This window comes from Leclercia sp. J807 (assembly GCF_009734465.1).
GTDB lineage: Bacteria > Pseudomonadota > Gammaproteobacteria > Enterobacterales > Enterobacteriaceae > Enterobacter.
Window position 1 is genome coordinate 3,402,227 of the sequence record NZ_CP046446.1, and the last position, 19,712, is coordinate 3,421,938.

At 58.5% G+C, this 19,712-nt stretch carries 14 protein-coding genes; 7 read left to right on the forward strand and 7 right to left on the reverse strand.

What is annotated here, in order from left to right; translation table 11 throughout:
• Positions 1-44: 44 nt before the first annotated feature.
• Positions 45-2,324 carry an NADP-dependent oxaloacetate-decarboxylating malate dehydrogenase gene (maeB, locus tag GNG26_RS16220; protein ID WP_156239507.1) on the reverse strand — a complete coding sequence of 760 codons (2,280 nt, stop codon included), beginning with the start codon at positions 2,322-2,324 and terminating at the stop codon, positions 45-47.
• A 290-nt stretch (positions 2,325-2,614) separates the two neighbouring features.
• Between maeB and tal the strand changes: the two genes are divergently transcribed.
• On the forward strand, positions 2,615-3,565 hold the full coding sequence (gene tal / locus GNG26_RS16225; protein WP_103180666.1) for a transaldolase: 951 nt from the start codon (positions 2,615-2,617) through the stop codon (positions 3,563-3,565).
• Between the two features lie 19 nt (positions 3,566-3,584).
• A complete protein-coding gene (gene tkt / locus GNG26_RS16230) occupies positions 3,585-5,573 on the forward strand; it encodes a transketolase (protein ID WP_103180667.1) in 1,989 nt (662 codons plus the stop codon).
• 86 nt (positions 5,574-5,659) lie between these two features.
• On the opposite strand, the gene GNG26_RS16235 is transcribed toward tkt, so the two are convergent.
• The 3 genes from GNG26_RS16235 to aegA all read right to left on the reverse strand — a co-directional run bounded on the left by GNG26_RS16235 (position 5,660) and on the right by aegA (position 9,431).
• Positions 5,660-6,703, reverse strand: a complete 1,044-nt coding sequence (locus GNG26_RS16235) for a DUF1176 domain-containing protein (RefSeq protein ID WP_103824665.1) — start codon at positions 6,701-6,703, stop codon at positions 5,660-5,662.
• A gap of 125 nt (positions 6,704-6,828) precedes the next feature.
• Positions 6,829-7,404, reverse strand: coding sequence for a GDP-mannose pyrophosphatase NudK (nudK, locus tag GNG26_RS16240; protein WP_103824708.1), 576 nt, complete (start codon positions 7,402-7,404; stop codon positions 6,829-6,831).
• Between the two features lie 65 nt (positions 7,405-7,469).
• Positions 7,470-9,431: a formate-dependent uric acid utilization protein AegA gene (aegA, locus tag GNG26_RS16245; RefSeq protein WP_156239509.1), complete on the reverse strand. Its 1,962-nt coding sequence runs from the start codon at positions 9,429-9,431 to the stop codon at positions 7,470-7,472.
• A 197-nt stretch (positions 9,432-9,628) separates the two neighbouring features.
• Between aegA and narQ the strand changes: the two genes are divergently transcribed.
• Both narQ and acrD read left to right on the forward strand, forming a co-directional pair.
• Entirely contained in the window at positions 9,629-11,323 is a 1,695-nt protein-coding gene (narQ, locus tag GNG26_RS16250; protein WP_156239511.1) for a nitrate/nitrite two-component system sensor histidine kinase NarQ, read from the forward strand.
• A 199-nt stretch (positions 11,324-11,522) separates the two neighbouring features.
• A complete protein-coding gene (gene acrD, locus GNG26_RS16255; protein ID WP_114314308.1) occupies positions 11,523-14,636 on the forward strand; it encodes a multidrug efflux RND transporter permease AcrD in 3,114 nt (1,037 codons plus the stop codon).
• 107 nt (positions 14,637-14,743) lie between these two features.
• Here the strand turns inward: acrD and ypfM are convergent, their stop codons facing one another.
• Positions 14,744-14,803 (reverse strand): protein YpfM, encoded by a 60-nt coding sequence (gene ypfM, locus GNG26_RS16260; RefSeq protein WP_015572204.1) that lies wholly within the window; start codon positions 14,801-14,803, stop codon positions 14,744-14,746.
• 389 nt (positions 14,804-15,192) lie between these two features.
• Here ypfM and GNG26_RS16265 point away from each other — a divergent pair, with 389 nt between their 5' ends.
• The 3 genes from GNG26_RS16265 to GNG26_RS16275 are packed head-to-tail and all read left to right on the forward strand — an operon-like array spanning position 15,193 to position 16,904.
• Entirely contained in the window at positions 15,193-15,549 is a 357-nt protein-coding gene (locus GNG26_RS16265; RefSeq protein WP_156239513.1) for an ArsC family reductase, read from the forward strand.
• 3 nt (positions 15,550-15,552) lie between these two features.
• A complete protein-coding gene (gene dapE / locus GNG26_RS16270; RefSeq protein WP_156239515.1) occupies positions 15,553-16,680 on the forward strand; it encodes a succinyl-diaminopimelate desuccinylase in 1,128 nt (375 codons plus the stop codon).
• Between the two features lie 26 nt (positions 16,681-16,706).
• Positions 16,707-16,904, forward strand: a complete 198-nt coding sequence (locus GNG26_RS16275) for a YpfN family protein (protein ID WP_039029679.1) — start codon at positions 16,707-16,709, stop codon at positions 16,902-16,904.
• Positions 16,905-16,942: 38 nt separating this feature from the next.
• Here GNG26_RS16275 and ypfH read toward each other — a convergent pair whose 3' ends face one another.
• Positions 16,943-17,638: an esterase gene (ypfH, locus tag GNG26_RS16280; RefSeq protein ID WP_156239517.1), complete on the reverse strand. Its 696-nt coding sequence runs from the start codon at positions 17,636-17,638 to the stop codon at positions 16,943-16,945.
• A 73-nt stretch (positions 17,639-17,711) separates the two neighbouring features.
• Positions 17,712-19,712, reverse strand: coding sequence for a tRNA(Met) cytidine acetyltransferase TmcA (locus GNG26_RS16285; protein ID WP_370463899.1), 2,001 nt, complete (start codon positions 19,710-19,712; stop codon positions 17,712-17,714).

Genomic DNA, 19,712 nt, shown 5'->3' on the forward strand with positions numbered 1-19,712 from the left:
ACCCGCAGGTCGGGTAAGCGAAAGCGCCACCCGACAACTGTTGCTTACAGCGGCTGCGTTTGCGCCTCTACCACCGCCAGCGCCACCATGTTCACGATACGGCGCACCGAGGCAATCGGGGTTAATACATGCACCGGTTTCGCCACCCCCATCAGTACCGGCCCGACGGTCACCTCTTCTGAACTGGAGACGCGCAGCAGGTTGTAGCTGATACGCGCCGCTTCCACGTTCGGCATGATCAGCACGTTGGCAGAGCCTTTCAGCGGACTGTCCGGCATCCGCTCGTTACGGATGCTCTCCACCAGCGCGGCATCGCCATGCATCTCCCCGTCGATCATCAGCTCCGGCGCGCGCTCGCGCACCAGCGCCAGCGTCTGGCGCATTTTGCAGGCGGCAGCCGATTTGGATGAGCCAAAGTTGGAGTGCGACAGCAACGCCACCTTCGGTTCGATACCGAAGCGACGCACCGTCTCCGCCGCCATCACCGTAATCTCCGCCAGCTGTTCCGGAGTCGGATCGTCGTTGACGTAGGTATCGGCGATAAAGGTGTTACCGCTTGGCAGCAGTAGCGCGTTCATCGCCCCGGCAGTATGCACGTTGTCGCGATAGCCGAAGATCTCCTGCACCACGCTGAAGTGCTCATGGTACTCACCGATGGTGCCGCAGATTAGCGCGTCAGCTTCGCCACGGTGGACCATGATCGCCCCGATCACCGTGGTATTGCCGATCACCGCCCGCTGCGCCTGCTCCTGGGTGATCCCACGGCGCTTCATGATCGCGTAATATTCGCTCCAGTACTCCTTGAAGCGTGGATCGGATTCATTGTTGACGATTTCGAAATCGACGCCCGGCTTGATCTGCAGACCCAGCTTCTGGATACGCATCTCGATCACGCTCGGACGACCAATCAGGATCGGCTTCGCCAGCCCCAGGCTTACCAGCTCCTGGGTGGCGTGCAGGACACGCGCCTCCTCCCCTTCCGCCAGCACCACGCGTTTTGCGTCCGCGCGCGCCTGGGAGAAGATCGGCTTCATGAACAGGTTAGTTTTGTAGACGAACTCGGTGAGTTTATCGATGTAAGCATCAAAGTCGGCGATCGGGCGCGTTGCCACGCCGGAGTCCATTGCCGCTTTTGCCACCGCCGGAGCGATTTTGACAATCAGACGCGGATCGAACGGCTTCGGAATAATGTAATCCGGGCCAAAGCTCAGATCCTGATCGCCATAGGCGGAGGCCACCACTTCGCTCTGCTCCGCGTGGGCCAGCTCGGCAATGGCGTGAACCGCTGCCAGCTTCATCTCTTCGTTGATGGCGGTCGCGCCGACGTCCAGCGCCCCGCGGAAGATGAATGGGAAGCAGAGAACGTTGTTCACCTGGTTCGGATAATCGGAACGGCCGGTGCAGATGATCGCATCCGGGCGTACCGCTTTCGCCAGCGGGGGCAGGATCTCCGGCTCCGGGTTGGCCAGGGCAAGGATTAACGGCGCGCGCGCCATCTTCATCACCATCTCTTCGCTGAGCACTTTCGGGCCCGAGCAGCCAAGGAAGATATCCGCGCCGTCCACCACCTCTGCCAGAGTGCGCCTGCCGTCATCTTCCACGGCGTAGGCAGCTTTGGTCTCCGCCATGTTGGCTTCGCGGCCTTTATAAATAACGCCTTTGGAGTCGCAGACCACGATGTTGTGCTTCTGCATCCCCAGCGCCACCAGCAGGTTCATACAGGCGATAGCTGCCGCGCCTGCCCCGGAGACCACCATGCGCACGTCAGAGAGGTTTTTCTCCACCACCCGCAGGCCATTGAGGATAGCGGCGGTGCTGATGATGGCGGTTCCGTGCTGGTCGTCGTGGAACACCGGAATGTTCATCCGCTCGCGCAGTTTCTGCTCGATGTAGAAACATTCCGGCGCTTTGATGTCCTCAAGGTTGATGCCGCCAAAGGTCGGCTCCAGCGCGGCCACCACGTTGATAAATTTGTCCGGGTCGAGCTCGTCCACTTCAATATCGAACACGTCGATACCGGCGAATTTCTTGAACAGTACCCCTTTCCCTTCCATGACTGGTTTACCGGCCAGCGCACCGATATTCCCCAGCCCCAGCACCGCGGTGCCGTTGGAGATCACCGCCACCAGGTTACCGCGGGCGGTGTATTTATAGGCCGCCAGCGGATCTTTTTCGATTTCAAGACAGGGCGCGGCCACGCCCGGGGAGTAGGCTAACGCCAGGTCGCGCTGGGTCGCGAGAGGCTTGGTGGGAGAGACCTGAATTTTGCCGGGTACGGGGAATTCATGAAAATCGAGGGCACTCTGTCTTAACTGATCGTCCATTGTAAGGTTCCTTTCACGTGTCATTCAAAATGGGTGATGTTGTTATGGTCTGAGTTCACCCAGGGTGGCGGATAGTATCGCTGCTGACTGCGGTTCAAACTTTGAAGGGTGCCAAAGTCTCACTATCCAAAAACAAAAATTGTTATCAATTTATAACAATCATGTTACCTGCCCATCAAAGCAAGACCATGTCCGTCTGCTATGCTTTTTTGTTAAGTCCATCGCGAATTTCGCAGAAGTGTGATCTAACACACTCCACCAACTCTTTTATTTTCAAGGAGTCATCATTTATGAACCAACTAGACGGCATCAAACAATTCACCACAGTCGTGGCTGACAGCGGTGATATCGAATCCATCCGCCATTACCAGCCCCAGGATGCGACCACCAACCCGTCGCTGCTGCTGAAAGCCGCCGGGCTTGAGCACTTCTCGCACCTGATCGACGACGCTATTACGTTTGGTAAAGCCCGCGGGAAGACCAAAGAGCAACAGGTCGCCGAGGCCAGCGACAAACTGGCGGTGAATATCGGTAGCGAAATTCTGAAAAGTATTCCGGGGCGCGTCTCCACCGAAGTGGACGCCCGGCTGTCGTTTGACCAGGAGAAGAGCATCGCCAAAGCGCGGCAGATTGTGCAGCTCTATGAGGAGCAGGATGTGGAGAAATCGCGCATTCTGATCAAGCTGGCCTCCACCTGGGAGGGGATCCGCGCCGCCGAAGTGCTTGAGAAAGAGGGGATCAACTGTAACCTGACCCTGCTCTTCTCCTTCGCTCAGGCGCGTGCCTGCGCCGAGGCCGGGGTGCATCTGGTTTCACCGTTCGTCGGGCGAATCTACGACTGGTATCAGGCCCGCCAGCCGATGGACCCTTATGTGGTGGACGAAGATCCCGGCGTGAAATCCGTTCGCAATATCTACGATTACTATAAGCAACACCGCTACGAAACCATCGTGATGGGTGCCAGCTTCCGTCGGACCGAACAGATCCTGGCCCTCACCGGCTGCGACCGCCTGACCATCTCCCCTAACCTGCTGAAAGAGTTGCAGGAGAAAGATGAGCCGGTTATCCGCCGTCTGGTACCTTCCTCTACGGTGCTGCCAAAACCCAAACCCATGACCGAAGCCGAATTCCGCTGGGAGCATAATCAGGACGCCATGGCGGTCGAGAAGCTGTCAGAAGGGATCCGTCTTTTCGCGGTCGACCAGCGCAAACTCGAAGATCTGCTTGCCGCCAAACTGTAACCTTGCCATGGAGTGAACTATGTCCCGTAAAGAGTTAGCCAATGCCATTCGCGCCCTCAGCATGGATGCCGTGCAAAAAGCCAATTCCGGTCACCCAGGCGCGCCGATGGGCATGGCCGATATCGCCGAAGTGTTGTGGAACGATTTCCTGAAGCATAACCCTAACGATCCGACGTGGTATGACCGCGACCGCTTTATTCTCTCTAACGGTCACGCCTCGATGCTGCTTTATAGCCTGCTGCACCTCTCCGGCTATAACCTGCCGCTGGAGGAGTTGAAAAACTTCCGTCAGCTGCACTCAAAAACACCGGGGCACCCGGAGCTGGGTTATACGCCAGGGGTCGAAACCACCACCGGGCCGCTCGGTCAGGGGCTGGCGAATGCGGTCGGGCTGGCGATTGCCGAGCGCACGCTGGCGGCGCAGTTTAACCAGCCGGGACATGAAATTGTCGATCACCACACCTATGTCTTTATGGGCGATGGTTGTCTGATGGAGGGGATCTCGCACGAGGTCTGTTCCCTGGCGGGCACGCTGGGTCTGGGCAAGCTGATCGGCTTCTACGATCACAACGGCATCTCCATCGACGGCGAAACTGAGGGCTGGTTCACTGACGACACGGCCAAACGCTTTGAGGCCTATAACTGGCACGTGGTGCATGAGATTGACGGCCACGACCCAGAGGCGCTGAAAGCGGCCATTCAGGAAGCGCAAAGCGTAACTGATAAACCGTCGCTGATAATCTGTCGCACGGTCATCGGATTCGGTTCCCCGAACAAAGCCGGTAAGGAAGAGTCCCACGGCGCGGCGCTGGGGGAAGAGGAAGTGGCCCTGACGCGGCAGAAACTGGGCTGGAAATACCCGGCCTTTGAGATCCCAAAAGAGATCTACAAAGCCTGGGATGCCCGCGAAGAGGGCGAAAAAGCGCAGGCGGCCTGGAACGACAAATTTGCTGCCTATCAGAAAGCCCATCCGGAGCTGGCGGCAGAGTTCAGCCGTCGCATGGGCGGTGGCCTGCCTGAAAACTGGGAAGAGACAACCCAGGCGCTGATTGAAAATTTACAGGCTAACCCGGCGAAAATCGCCACCCGTAAGGCCTCGCAAAACGTCCTTAACGCCATTGGCCCGATCCTGCCGGAACTGCTCGGCGGCTCGGCGGACCTGGCACCGAGTAACCTGACTATCTGGTCGGGCTCGACCTCGCTCAAGGAAGATATCGCCGGGAACTACATCCACTACGGGGTGCGCGAGTTCGGCATGACCGCTATTGCCAACGGTATCGCCCACCACGGCGGGTTCGTGCCTTATACCGCCACCTTCCTGATGTTTGTGGAGTATGCGCGTAACGCCGCGCGTATGGCGGCACTGATGAAGGCCCGGCAGATCATGGTTTATACCCACGACTCCATCGGTCTGGGAGAAGATGGCCCAACTCACCAGGCGGTGGAACAGCTGGCCAGCCTGCGTCTGACGCCGAACTTCAGCACCTGGCGACCGTGCGATCAGGTTGAAGCCGCTGTCGGCTGGAAGCTGGCGATAGAGCGCCATAACGGTCCGACAGCACTGATCCTCTCCCGCCAGAACCTGGCGCAGATCGAGCGTACCCCGGAGCAAGTGAAAAACATTGCCCGCGGGGGGTATATCCTGAAAGACAGCGGCGGCAAGCCGGATCTGATTCTGATTGCTACCGGTTCGGAGATGGAGATTACCGTCAAGGCGGCGGAGAAGCTCACCGCCGAAGGCCATGCAGTACGGGTGGTGTCGCTGCCTTCAACGGATATCTTTGATGCTCAGGATGAAGAGTACCGCGAGTCGGTGCTGCCATCAGACGTCACGGCCCGTGTGGCGGTCGAAGCGGGTATCGCGGACTACTGGTACAAATATGTCGGGCTGAAAGGGAAGATTGTCGGCATGACCGGCTACGGTGAATCCGCTCCGGCCGAGAAGCTGTTCCCGTTCTTCGGCTTTACGGTGGAGAATGTGGTCGAGAAGGCGCAGGCCTTGCTGTAAGTGGTTTGCCCGGCGGCGCTGCGCTTGCCGGGCCTACTAGGTTAACGTCATTCGTAGGCCGGGTAAGCGCAGCGCCACCCGGCATTTTAACGCGTTATCCACAAGGTCGGCCATGCATCCGGCCCATGCCAGTTATCACAGCTTGGCTCTTCCGCATATCGCACCAGCCGGAAACGCTGGCCGGTAAAACGCCAGCGCGTCTGGATACCGCAGTCGGCAATCCCGCGCCCCAGCGCCAGGGTCGTCAGCTCGCGGCTCTTCTCATCAAAACTGGCGTTCATTAACTCCATCTCGCTGCTGTCGCTGGCGGGAACAAACGGCAGGCGCAGACGTACCGCATGGGAAGCAAACGGCTTTTTACGTGAGACCAGCCAGGCCAAATCGACGGTGTTGTATGCCCCCGCCTCGCAGCCAACCATCAGCAGCGCTTTGTCATCCGTTAGGGCGGTGACCCGCACTTCACGACGGGCCGGGTCGAGCGAACACTGGCTGTTGTTGATACGCCAGGTGCCATAGTCGAGCAGATCGCTGCGCTCCTCGCGGGTGAGCGGCGTCGGCGTCGGGTTCACCACGGCCACCTCTTTCAGCGCCGGTGCGGGCGGTACGCTCAGCGGGGGTTGCGCCCCTTTGTTGATCCACGCGGTTTCGCTCCCGCCACGCTTTTGCTGGGCATCAATAAACTGTAGCGCCTCTTTCATCCCATCCAGGGAGATGACCTGCTTGCCACCGGCGAGCGTGATGACCCTTTTTTGCTGAAGTGTAGTCAGCAGGGCGGTAATGGTGGCGGCATGGTCGGTCGTCAGACGCCACGGGGTAATCTGCCAGTGCGGGGGGCTAAGCTGCAACGGCTCGCCGTCGAGCAGCAAGCGGGGGGCAATGGCGGGCTGTTTGGGATCGGGTGTTGCCAGCCCACCGAGATCGATGCGCAGCAACGCGTCAGTTTTTGCACCCGCGCTGCGGCTTAGGGTCATCACCAGCCCGTGATGCTCGCCAGCATTACGGGCGATGCAAAAGTTCTGGTTGTTGCAGGTCACCTGCCAGTCAATAAACGACCGCTGTGCAGGTGCCGCCCGGGCTAACACCGCGGGCAGCACGCTGAGCATGAAAACAAATAAAAGGCAGTGACGCATGAATAGCAGGATCCCGAAAGCAATAGCTGAACAGACAGAGCGTATCTTCCTGCGCAGAACGGGGTTGCTCAATCAGATTTATCGGATAGATTTATTTTGAATACATCTTATTAACGGCAATAAGATCAAGCCATTAACCCGGAACTTTGCAAATACTGTAATAATATCACCGTTTTGCCGTCCCGTATTTCACCCGATTGCATCATCGATAATGCCTGAGCAAAGGGCAGTTCAAGCACCTCGATCTCCTCATCTTCGATGCCACCACCCGCTCCGGCACGCCGGGTGTCGCTATATTCCGCCACGAAGAAATGGACGATTTCCGTTACGCCGCCCGGAGACATATAGAGCTCAAACACTTTACGTGCCTCGCCGACGACAAAGCCAGTCTCTTCAATCGCCTCTTTGCGAATGCACACTTCCGGCTCATCGTTATCCAGCAGCCCGGCACAGGTTTCAATCAGGCGCCCGTCGGGGTTGCCATTCACCCAGGTGGCAATGCGGAACTGGCGGATCAACACCACGCTCTGCTTCTCACGGTTGTAAAGCAGGACCGTGGCGCCGTTGCCCCGATCGTACACTTCGCGTTTGTGGCGCACCACTTCACCATTACGCCGCGTCAGATCGTAGGTCAGGTTGCGCAGGATGAAATAGTTATCCGAAAGGCACTTGTCTTTAATTAATTCAATTTTCACGGTAATACGGGCTCCGTTGCGCTCAATACCGGTCATACTACGCTGCGAAGCCCGCGTTGTCGCCCGTCGGGTTAATGTTCGGTAGGAGAAGCGACCCCAAGCCAGTCGGCGATCCCCTGGGCGGCGTGTCGCCCTTCCGCCATCGCCGTTACCACCAGATCGGCTCCCCGCACCGCGTCGCCACCGGCAAAGATCTGCGGGTTGCTGGTCTGGTAGCGATAGCGCGATTCCACGCTTGCCGCAATCCTGCCCCAGTCATCCACCTCAACCCCCTGCGCCTGTAGCCAGGGCATCGCATGCGGGTTAAAACCAAAGGCCATAATCACCGCCTCGGCAGGCATCACAAACTCACTGCCCTCGATAGGCTCCGGACGACGGCGTCCCTGGGCATCCGGCTCACCCAGCCGGGTGCGCAGCAGGCGGATGCCGTTGACCCGCCCGGTGTCATCGAGGGTGAGCTCCACCGGCTGGACGTTAAACTCAAAGGTCGCTCCCTCTTCTCTGGCGTTTTTAACCTCTTTTTTCGAGCCCGGCATATTGGCCTCATCCCGGCGATAGGCGCAGGTGACATTCGCCGCCCCGTGGCGCAGGGCGGTGCGCACACAGTCCATCGCCGTATCGCCACCGCCCAGCACCACGACGTTGAGTCCGGCGGTATCGACAAAGGGCTCTTCCACCGACGGCGGCAGCCCCATCAGCTGACGGGTATTGCCCACCAGGAACGGCAGGGCATCGTAAACGCCCGGCGCATCTTCATTGGGAATACCCGCTTTCATTGAACGATAGGTCCCCACCCCAACAAAGAGGGCATCGTACTCGCTGAGCAGCTGCGCCAGCGGGATATCTTTACCCACCTCGCAGTTCAGTTCGAAGCGGATGCCCATGGCGGTGAAGATCTCCCGACGGCGGGCCAGCAGGGATTTATCCAGCTTAAAGGCCGGAATACCGAAAGTGAGCAGGCCGCCGATTTCCGGATGGCGGTCAAAGACCGTGACGCTGACGCCGCGACGGATCAACGCGTCAGCACACGCCAGCCCGGCGGGACCGGCGCCGATGATGGCGACCTGCTTATTGACCGGCGTAACGTGGCTCAGATCCGGTCGCCAGCCTTTCGCCAACGCCTGGTCGGAGATATAGCGTTCGATGTTGCCAATGGTCACCGATCCGGCCACGTCGCGCACCGTGCAGGCGCCCTCGCACAGTTTGTCCTGAGGGCAGACTCGGCCTGTTATCTCCGGCAGGCAGTTGGTCTGGTGAGAGAGCTCGACCGCCCCAGCGATATCCCCCGCTTTCACCCGTTCGATCCACTGGGGGATATGATTGTGCAACGGGCAGGTCCATTCGCACACCGAGTGCTCGCCACAGGTAAGGCAGCGGTCGGCCTCCCGCTTCGCCTGCGCCGGACGGAACGGCAGATAGATTTCGTTGAAATTACCCGCCCGCGCGTCAGGGGTGAGCTTATCCGGCTCGCCGCGCGCAGGCGTAGCCTCCAGCTGCTCGCGTTTGCTACCTGTTCTGGTCACGCTCGCCGCCCGGGTCTGCCACGGCTGGGCCTCATGGCGCGCCGTGCGCAATTGCCGGGCGCGAGCCAGCTGGTTCAGGTTATCGGGGGTCACCAGCGACAGGGCATCCGCCGGGCAGTTCGCCACACAGGCAGGCCCCTGCGGGCGCTCAAGGCAGAGATCGCACTTCTGGGCGGTAGCCGCCAGCGGTGTGGTGACAATCTCGATGGTGCCAAACGGGCAGGCAACCACGCAGGCTTTACAGCCGATACATTTGCGCTGATCCACCTGTACACTGTCATGCATGCGGCTGATGGCCCCGTTCGGGCAGCTCTGGGCGCAGGGGGCGTTTTCACAGTGATGGCAGGTTACGGCGCTCTGTTTATTGCCCTCTTTGACCACGGTGATGCGCGGGGTAAAATGGCGCTGGCTGAGGGCATGTTGCTCATTATTATGTGCCATGACGCAAGCGACCTCGCAGGCATAGCATCCAATACATTGCTGGCTATTTGCCATAATAAAACGGTTCATAACGGTTCCCTTGCTGGCCCTGATAACCTTATTCTTTTAACGGAATAGTGTATTTACCCACCGCAACGGTAACAGGCAATGTTCATTTGCCCAGGAACGGAAAATATTTCGCCTGAACCTGTATCAGATCAATTTATTTCAGCGCGGGTGAAATTACGTTTCATTCCCCAGCATAAACGCTTATCAGGACGCGACCGGTGAGAGTTAAACAACCTGTTTCACGCAGCCTTGCCCGGGCCTTTTTCTCCATCATTGCCCTGTCGCTGCTGACCAGCGCGATTGCGCTGTTTACTCTCGCCAGCGGCCAGCGTGATGCTGAAGCCATCAACCTGGCCGGATCGTTACGGATGCAGAGCTATCGCTTGGGTTACGACATCCAGCGGGGCAGCGTCGACCTGGTGCCCCATCGCCGGATCTGGCAACAAACCCTGGATGCCCCTGCCCTGCAAACCCTGAATAGCTGGTATGTCCCGAACGAGGTTAAGCAGCGCTATCGCCAGCTGCAGATCCGGTGGCAGGCGGTGGATCAGAAACTCGCTCAGGGTGATTACGCCTGGTATCAGGCGCAGATGGACGAGTATGTGGCGCGTATCGACGCCTTTGTCCTCTCCCTGCAGCACTATGCCGAACGTAAGATCACCCTGGTCTTCGCCATCTCCTTTGCCGGTGGAGCCAGTATTTTTCTGCTGGTGTTTGTCACCCTCCGGCGCATCCGCCAGCAGGTTGTCGCCCCGCTCAATCACCTGGTCACCTCCAGCTTGCGCATTGAACAAGGTCATTTTGATACCCCGGTGCCGAATACCGATCTCTCCAATGAGCTTGGCCTGCTCTCCCGTACCTTCAACCATATGTCGGCGGAGCTACACACCCTGTACCGCTCGCTGGAGATTTCGGTTGAAGAGAAGACGCATCACCTGCACGAAGCCCACCAGCAGCTGGAGATGCTGTTTACCTGCTCCCAGGCGTTGAATACCGGCAAGATTGACAGTCACTGCTTCCGCCACATCCTGCACATTGTTTGCGAATACACCGGGATCACTTACTTGGCCCTGCACACCAGCGACGGCTGGCAGATGCAGGAGGGTGAAGCCGCACTGCATCTCGACACCCAGGTGCTGCCGGTAGTGATGATGGAGACCCGTTTCGGTGAGCTGCGCTGGCAAAGTGCGCAGCGCCCCGTCCCGATGCCGCTGATGAAAAGCGTGGCGACGATGCTTGGCCGCGGCCTCTTTTCCAACCAGGCGCAGAAGCACTATCACCAGCTGCTGTTGATGGAGGAGCGCGCCACTATTGCCCGTGAACTGCATGATTCGCTGGCGCAGGTGCTCTCTTATCTGCGCATCCAGTTAACGCTACTCAAACATGCGGTGCCGGAAGAAAACGAAACGGCGCAGACGATCATTACCGATTTTTCCCAGGCGCTGAATGCCGCCTACCGCCAGCTGCGCGAGTTGCTTACCACCTTCCGCCTGACGCTGAACCAGGCCAATCTGCCGGCGGCGTTACAGGAGATGCTGGATGACTTACAAAAACAGACCGCTGCCCGGCTGACTCTCGACTGCCAGCTTTCGTCTCTGGCGCTGGATGCACAGATGCAGGTCCACCTGTTGCAGATAGTCCGGGAGGCGGTACTGAACGCCATCAAGCATGCGCAGGCCAGCGACATCACGGTCTGCTGCGTCACCGCCCCGGATGGCAGGCACACGGTGACAATTTGCGATAACGGCATCGGCATTGGTGATGCCAGCGAACCTCCGGGTCACTACGGTCTGAACATTATGCGTGAACGCGCCGACCGGCTGGGGGGAACTCTGAGCTTCTCACAGCCGCCAGACGGCGGTACCCAGGTGAGCGTGCGCTTTTGTTCTTCGACCGCAACCGAGGGTAAATAACGGTAAAAACAGGCGGGGGATCGCCTGGCAGCCACGCAGATGAACAATACTCACCGCTGCACCAGGGCGATGGCGCGGAAAAAGCGCATGATAATTTACATTATCTCCTTTATTTCTCCACGTTTGACATCTCCCTTGCCGCTAGAGTGAAGCGGGCTATCTACAATTACGACGCGCAGCAAAACGAGGTCCTATTTTAATGGCGAATTTTTTCATTGATCGCCCCATTTTTGCCTGGGTGCTGGCAATTTTATTGTGCCTGACCGGCACGCTGGCTATTTTTTCTCTCCCTGTTGAGCAGTACCCGGATCTGGCCCCGCCTAACGTGCGGATTACGGCTAACTATCCGGGGGCATCTGCACAAACCCTGGAGAACACCGTTACCCAGGTGATTGAACAGAACATGACGGGCCTCGACAACCTGATGTACATGTCGTCCCAGAGCAGCGCCACCGGCCAGGCATCGATAACGCTCAGCTTTACCGCGGGCGCCGACCCGGATGAAGCGGTGCAGCAGGTGCAGAACCAGCTCCAGTCAGCCTTGCGTAAGCTGCCGCAGGCGGTGCAAAACCAAGGCGTGACGGTGCGTAAAACCGGCGATACCAACATCCTGACCATCGCCTTTGTCTCTACCGATGGCTCGATGGATAAGCAGGATATCGCCGACTATGTTGCCAGTAATATTCAGGATCCGCTGAGCCGTATCAACGGCGTGGGGGATATCGACGCCTACGGGTCGCAGTACTCCATGCGCATCTGGCTCGACCCGGCGAAGCTCAACAGCTTCCAGATGACCGCGAAAGATGTCACCGACGCCATTGAATCGCAGAACGCCCAGATTGCGGTGGGTCAGTTGGGGGGCACGCCATCTGTAGATAAGCAGGCCCTGAATGCCACCATTAACTCCCAGTCGCTATTGCAAACACCCCAGCAGTTCCGCGACATCACCCTGCGTGTCAATCAGGATGGCTCGGAAGTGCGGCTGGGGGATGTCGCCACCGTGGAGATGGGGGCCGAGAAGTATGATTACCTGAGCCGCTTTAACGGCAAGGCGGCCTCCGGGCTGGGGGTTAAGCTGGCTTCCGGCGCCAACGAGATGGCCACCGCAGAACGGGTTATCGACCGTCTCGACGAGCTGTCGCACTACTTCCCGCACGGGCTGGAGTACAAAATCGCCTACGAGACCACCTCGTTCGTGAAGGCTTCTATTGAGGATGTGGTGAAAACCCTGCTCGAAGCCATCGCGCTGGTGTTCCTGGTCATGTACCTGTTCCTGCAAAACTTCCGTGCCACGCTGATCCCGACCATCGCCGTCCCGGTGGTGTTGATGGGCACCTTCACGGTGCTCTACGCCTTTGGCTACAGCATCAACACCCTCACCATGTTTGCGATGGTGCTGGCGATAGGCCTGCTGGTGGATGATGCCATCGTGGTGGTGGAGAACGTCGAACGTATCATGAGCGAAGAGGGACTCTCGCCCCGCGAAGCGACGCGAAAATCAATGAAGCAGATCCAGGGCGCGCTGGTGGGTATCGCCATGGTGTTGTCGGCAGTATTTGTGCCAATGGCCTTCTTTGGCGGTACGACCGGGGCGATCTACCGTCAGTTCTCAATCACCATCGTGGCGGCGATGGTGCTGTCGGTGCTGGTGGCGATGATCCTCACTCCGGCGCTCTGCGCCACCCTGCTTAAACCCCTGCATAAAGGTGAACACCACGGTCAGAAAGGCTTCTTTGGCTGGTTCAACCGCATGTTTAACCGCAACGCGGCGCGCTATGAGGCGGGCGTGGGGCGGGTTCTGCATCGCAGCCTGCGCTGGATGCTGATCTACATTCTGCTGCTGGGGGGCATGGTTTTCATGTTCCTGCGCCTACCCACCTCGTTCCTGCCGCTGGAAGACCGGGGCATGTTTATCACCTCCGTGCAGTTACCGAGCGGCTCGACCCAGCAGCAGACCCTGAAGGTGGTGCAGCAGGTGGAGTCGTACTTCTTTAACCAGGAGAAAGACAACGTGCTGTCGGTCTTTGCCACCGTCGGCTCCGGCCCGGGCGGGAACGGACAGAACGTGGCGCGTATGTTTGTCCGTCTGAAAGACTGGGATGAGCGCGATGCCACAACCGGCAGCTCGTTTGCCATTATCGAGCGCGCCACCAAAGCCTTCAGCCGCATCAAAGAGGCGCGGGTCTTTGCCAGCAGCCCACCCGCCATCAGCGGGCTCGGCAGTTCGGCGGGCTTTGATATGGAGCTGCAGGATCACGCCGGGGCCGGACATGATGCATTGATGGCTGCCCGCGACCGTCTGCTGGAGCTGGCCGGAGAAGAACCTTCCCTGACCCGCGTGCGTCACAACGGTCTGGACGACAGTCCGCAGCTGCAGATCGATATCGATCAGCGTAAAGCTCAGGCGCTGGGCGTATCCATCGATGATATCAACGATACCCTGCAAACCGCGTGGGGTTCGAGCTACGTGAACGACTTTATGGATCGTGGCCGCGTGAAAAAGGTCTATGTGCAGGCGGCGGCCAAATACCGCATGCTGCCGGACGATATCAATCTGTGGTACGTGCGCAATAAAGAGGGCGGCATGGTCCCCTTCTCGGCCTTTGCCACCTCGCGCTGGGAGACGGGCTCACCGCGCCTGGAGCGCTACAACGGCTACGCCGCGGTGGAAATTGTCGGTGAAGCCGCGCCGGGCGTCAGTACCGGTACCGCGATGGATGTGATGGAAAATCTGGTGCGGCAGCTGCCTGCCGGATTTGGCCTCGAGTGGACCGCCATGTCCTATCAGGAGCGCCTCTCGGGTGCTCAGGCTCCGGCACTGTATGCCCTGTCGCTGCTGGTGGTATTCCTCTGTCTGGCCGCGCTGTATGAGAGCTGGTCGGTGCCGTTCTCGGTGATGCTGGTAGTGCCGCTGGGGGTTATTGGCGCCCTGCTCGCCACCTGGATGCGCGGCCTGGAAAATGATGTCTATTTCCAGGTAGGGCTCTTAACGGTCATCGGTCTGTCGGCGAAGAACGCCATTCTGATTGTCGAGTTCGCCAACGAGATGAATGAAAAAGGTCAGGAGCTGATGGCCGCCACCCTGGAAGCCTGTCGCCAGCGCCTGCGCCCCATCCTAATGACCTCACTGGCGTTTGTGTTTGGCGTTCTGCCGATGGCGACCAGCTCTGGTGCGGGCTCAAGTAGCCAGCATGCGGTGGGTACCGGGGTGATGGGCGGGATGATTTCGGCCACTGTTCTCGCCATTTACTTTGTTCCGCTGTTCTTTGTTCTGGTACGGCGACGTTTCCCGTTAAAGGAAAAACAAAAATAAGATACTGAAAATAAAAAAGGCGTCCTTACCGGCCGCCTTTTTTGTGTGTTAATTTTCACACTTTTATTATTTAGAAAATTAAGTGCTCTTGCGTTTCTTGCTGAATGTCATTTACGAAGCATGCCTTCGATAAAATCTTTCCAGTTCCCCAGTTCACGTTCAATCATAACTACCTCTCTTATTATTATCGGCCATTCTACGAGAATATATCATCATTGTGAAGAGTTTTTAATCAGTGATACTGCTCTACCCCCGTTGGTACGACTGGCTTGTAGATACTATGGGCCCTTCGCGTTAAATTTTATGTGACCAACTGCAATATTTTGAAATAACCTTAATCAGAGCCGGGAAAATAACTTTGTAGTTGTTCTTAAATGCATTTTTGGCCGTCAGCGCTCTATGCAATAAAGGTGAAATAATATTCACGACTTAAGTACAATTTGTCCCGCTGCTGAATATTCAATAAGGTAATAAAACAAATGTGTTATATTTCCACAAACGTCTAACCATCGAAATTACTGAGCAACTGACCATTTTTAAGACAAAAGGATTCACCATGATCACCCTGTATGGCATTAAAAATTGCGACACTATCAAAAAAGCCCGCCGCTGGCTGGAGCAAAACAACCTTGAGTACCGTTTTCACGACTATCGCGCCGACGGTATTGATGCTGATTTGATGCAGAAATTTATTGCGGAGCTCGGCTGGGAAGCGCTGCTCAACACGCGCGGCACCACCTGGCGCAAACTGGATGAAAGTGTGCGGGCCAGCATCAACAATGCCGACAGCGCAGCCGCATTAATGGTGGAAATGCCCGCAATCATCAAACGCCCATTGCTCTGGGCGCCCGGTAAGCCTATGCTGCTGGGTTTCAACGAAAATCAATACCAAACCTATTTTATTGAGGTGTAGTCTATGTCATGCCCGGTCATTGAGCTGACTCAGCAGCTTATTCGCCGCCCCTCCCTGAGCCCTGATGATGCGGGTTGTCAGGCTTTGATGATCGAACGCCTGCGGGCGATTGGTTTTACCGTCGAACCGATGGATTTTGGCGATACGCAAAATTTCTGGGCCTGGCGCGGCCAGGGTGAAACGCTGGCATTTGCCGGACATACCGATGTGGTGCCAGCCGGTGATGCCGATCGCTGGATTAATCCTCCTTTCGAACCGACCATCCGCGACGGCATGCTCTTTGGTCGTGGCGCGGCGGATATGAAAGGATCGCTGGCAGCGATGGTGGTTGCCGCCGAACGTTTCGTGGCGCAGTACCCGAACCATAAAGGCCGCCTGGCGTTTTTGATCACCTCTGATGAAGAGGCCAGCGCTAAAAACGGCACCGTGAAGGTGGTTGAAACGCTGATGGCCCGTAATGAACGTCTGGATTACTGCCTCGTGGGCGAGCCGTCCAGCACCGAAATGGTGGGCGATGTGGTGAAAAATGGCCGTCGCGGCTCTATCACCTGCAACCTGACCATTCACGGCGTCCAGGGCCACGTGGCTTATCCACATCTGGCCGATAACCCGGTACACCGCGCCGCGCCGATGCTCAACGAGCTGGTAGCGATCGAGTGGGACAAAGGCAACGAGTATTTCCCGCCGACCAGCATGCAGATCGCCAACATTCAGGCCGGTACCGGCAGCAACAACGTGATCCCTGGCGATCTCTTTGTGCAGTTCAACTTCCGCTTCAGCACCGAGCTGACGGACGAGATGATCAAAGCCCGCGTCGTGGCCCTGCTGGAGAAACACCAGCTGCGCTACAGCATCGACTGGTGGCTTTCCGGGCAGCCGTTCCTGACCGGGCGCGGCAAACTGGTGGATGCGGTGGTTAACGCCATCGCGCACTATAATGAAATTAAACCGCAACTGCTGACCACAGGCGGTACCTCTGACGGACGTTTTATTGCCCGCATGGGTGCACAGGTGGTCGAACTTGGGCCGGTGAATGCCACGATTCATAAAATCAATGAATGCGTGAATGCCGCTGATTTGCAACTGCTGGCCCGTATGTATCAACGTATCATGGAGCAACTCGTCGCCTGACGATTGCCCCAAAGAAGGATAAGCGAATGGACTGGCTGGCTAAATACTGGTGGATCCTGGTACTGGTTTTTCTGGTAGGCGTACTGCTGAATGTGATCAAGGATCTCAAGCGCGTTGACCATAAGAAATTCCTCGCCAACAAACCCGAACTCCCCCCACATCGTGACTTTAACGACAAGTGGGATGATGAAGACGACTGGCCGAAGAAAGACCAGAAGAAGTAATGCCTTTCCCTCTCCCCTGGCGGGGAGAGGGTTATCCGCTAAAAGAACTCCACGATGTCGTCATCATTGGGCTTGCCGCCGCTGAGCGCTTCATCGAAGTAACGTTTCGGCACGGTAAAACGCAGATGATCCAGCGCAAATTGCATGCTGCGATCGTCAATGGCGTGTCCCAGATCGTCGACAATATCCAGCGTCACATCACCGCCCGCGCGGATCAGCGCCTCCTGAGCAGCAACCGCATGGGACAGCTCAATCACGCGATCTTCCCCGCCGTGGATCAGATGAATAGTGGTTCTGGTGGTCGCCTGTCCGGGCAAGGTCGCATAGCGGCCATTGAAAGCAATTACCCGCGAGACCAGGCCTGGCTCCGCTTTTATGCTCTCCAGCGCCATAATCGCCCCCTGAGAAAAACCGATCAACGCTGTGGCATCCGCCTTCACACCGCTTTGCTGCTGCCAGTAACGCACCGTTTCGACAAAGGTGGGCATGATGGCATCCACGCGCCCCTGACGGCTCTCTTCGGTCACGTCCTGCACGGAAAACCACTGGCGGCCGTTCGGGCCGCAAGGCTCCGGACCGCCCACGCTGACCACAAGCGCGTCAGGAAACAGGGGTGCAAACCAGCGGCCAATCTCCCCCATATTGACCGGGTTGTCGCCAACGCCATGAAACAGCAGCAGAAGCTGTTTGGCTGGCATAGCGGGGCTCTGGACAACAAAATGGTCATGTTTCATGGCAGTCTCCTTAATGGGTAAGCGGGATTCTACGCCTGACAGGCAGAATGAACATGCCAGTTTACTGATGAAGTTATTGAAAAAATTGCCATTGCAAAACCGTCTGCTTCAGCTCCTGACAGCGCTGACTGTCCAGCTGCGCCAGCGCCTGACCCGCCTCGCTGCGCAGATAATTCAGTAACGCCTTGCGCCCGTTCAGCCCCAGACTCTGGCTCAGAGCGCCGTCGTCCCGGTCCTGCTCGATTTTGCCCCGCAAGCCTGCCAGGGGCAGAACCGTTGACCGCAGCAGGCGCGTCAGACTGGCAAACGACGCCGTGAGGGGGCGATGCGCAAAAGCAAATCCGGTCAGCTCCAGCCAGTCATCATCATTAAGGGTAGACTCACCCGCGGGCTCTACCGGGATCTTTTCTCCGTTCATGCGTTCAATCACCGCGGCATCACGACAGAGCCGCTGATGCTCGCGCTGACACAGCGCCTGCCCCGCCGGGCTAAGCGGCAGGAGTGCCATCGCCGTGAAGCAGCCGCTGCTGGCCTCCTGGTGGCTCCCCATCCGCACCAGCACAAAACCGCAGCGCTGCCAGAAACGCCAGAGCGCGTCGGTGTAACCAAAGCTCACAGAAAGGTAGTCGAGGCTCGTCTGCTGGCGGGCCGCGGCCACCAGCGCCCGGCCAATGCCTTCGCGCTGGCGGGCAGGATGGACGGCTACGCGGGTCACCCGTCTCGCGCTCAGCGTTGCCGCCAGGGGCGAGCCCCCGTGTGCCGCCAAAGATTGCGCCACCAGATTGCCGCGCGGACGCCGGAAGCCCGCCCATACCGCCTGGCTGAGCGCCGGGCTTAAGCCTCCCTCCTCCACCAGCCACAGCGCGCCACAGACGCGCTCCCCTGCCCGGGCGACGGCAAAGTGCTGTCCGGGGGCATCCATCATGCGTCGCAGATCGAGGGGAGATGTCCGGTAGTGGGCGGCGCAAAGCAGTTTATAGACCGCCGCCGGAAGCGCAGGAGCGCGGTTCCAGGCCTCCTGCTCCAGGGTTGCGTAGCTAATCTCCCCCTGCGGGATGCTGTCGTCGGGCTCATCATCAAACAGCAGCACCTGCGCGATAAGGCGCTCCAGCGGGCACCCTGCCGCCCAGCGCACCGGAGTGGAGAGGGTGAAGTAACGCAGCCCGGCAAAACGGGCGCAGAATTTCAGCAGGAACCCCCTGCCGGTGCCCTCATAGCCCTGCACCGTGGTGGTCAGCAGGACCCGGGGGAAGCGCGTCACCAGCCGCTCCAGCAGCGGGCCGGGAATGGCCGCCGCCTCATCAACGATCAACCAGTCGGCATGCTCGTCCGAGGCCAGCAGTGCATCAGGAGCCATAAAGCGATAGCGCTCACCGCCGAAACGGGCAATCACGTCGGTCGCAGCCCTGGCGGGAGCGGTGACTATGGCGTTGCCCATAATGCGATGCAACAGCATGCCCGCCAGCGCCGACTTGCCGCGCCCGCGTGGAGCGGTGACGGCAGCGACGCCTTCGGGCATAGTAATGAGCTGGTCGAGTATCGCGGCCTGCTCGCTCTGGGGCTCGCCGTTGGCCGGATGCCAGTCGGGTGCGGGTGGCGTTGGCGTAAGCATAAAAGGCTCGCCCTGCTGCCAGCTTAACACCTGCGGATCGCCCAGGATGTGGCGGCAGAAGCGGTCAATAAAGCGCGGCGTAGGGATGGGCTCTGGCCTGTCGCTCCAGCGCAGGGAATCCTGGTCGGGAATTTTTGGCCACTGTGTCAGGGCGGGGGTGAGTAGAACCAGTAGACTGCCGGCTTGCAGGGTGCCCGCCACGGCAGCAAAGGCCGAGACGTCGAAGCCGTGCCGGGCGTCGAAGATAGCGTGAAGAAACTCACGGCCCAGCAGCTGATGCAGCGCTTGGGGCGCGCAGGATGGCGGCTGCGGGGCATCAGCGCCAATCCACAGCCACTCCCCGGGATAGTCCTCTTTCAACAGCCGCGCCTGCTGCTGCGTCCATGTTTCATCCCCGCTCAGCACCAGCAGTCGCCGGTGCCCTTCCCGCGCCAGTTGTTCAGGCAGGCCTGATAAATTCAT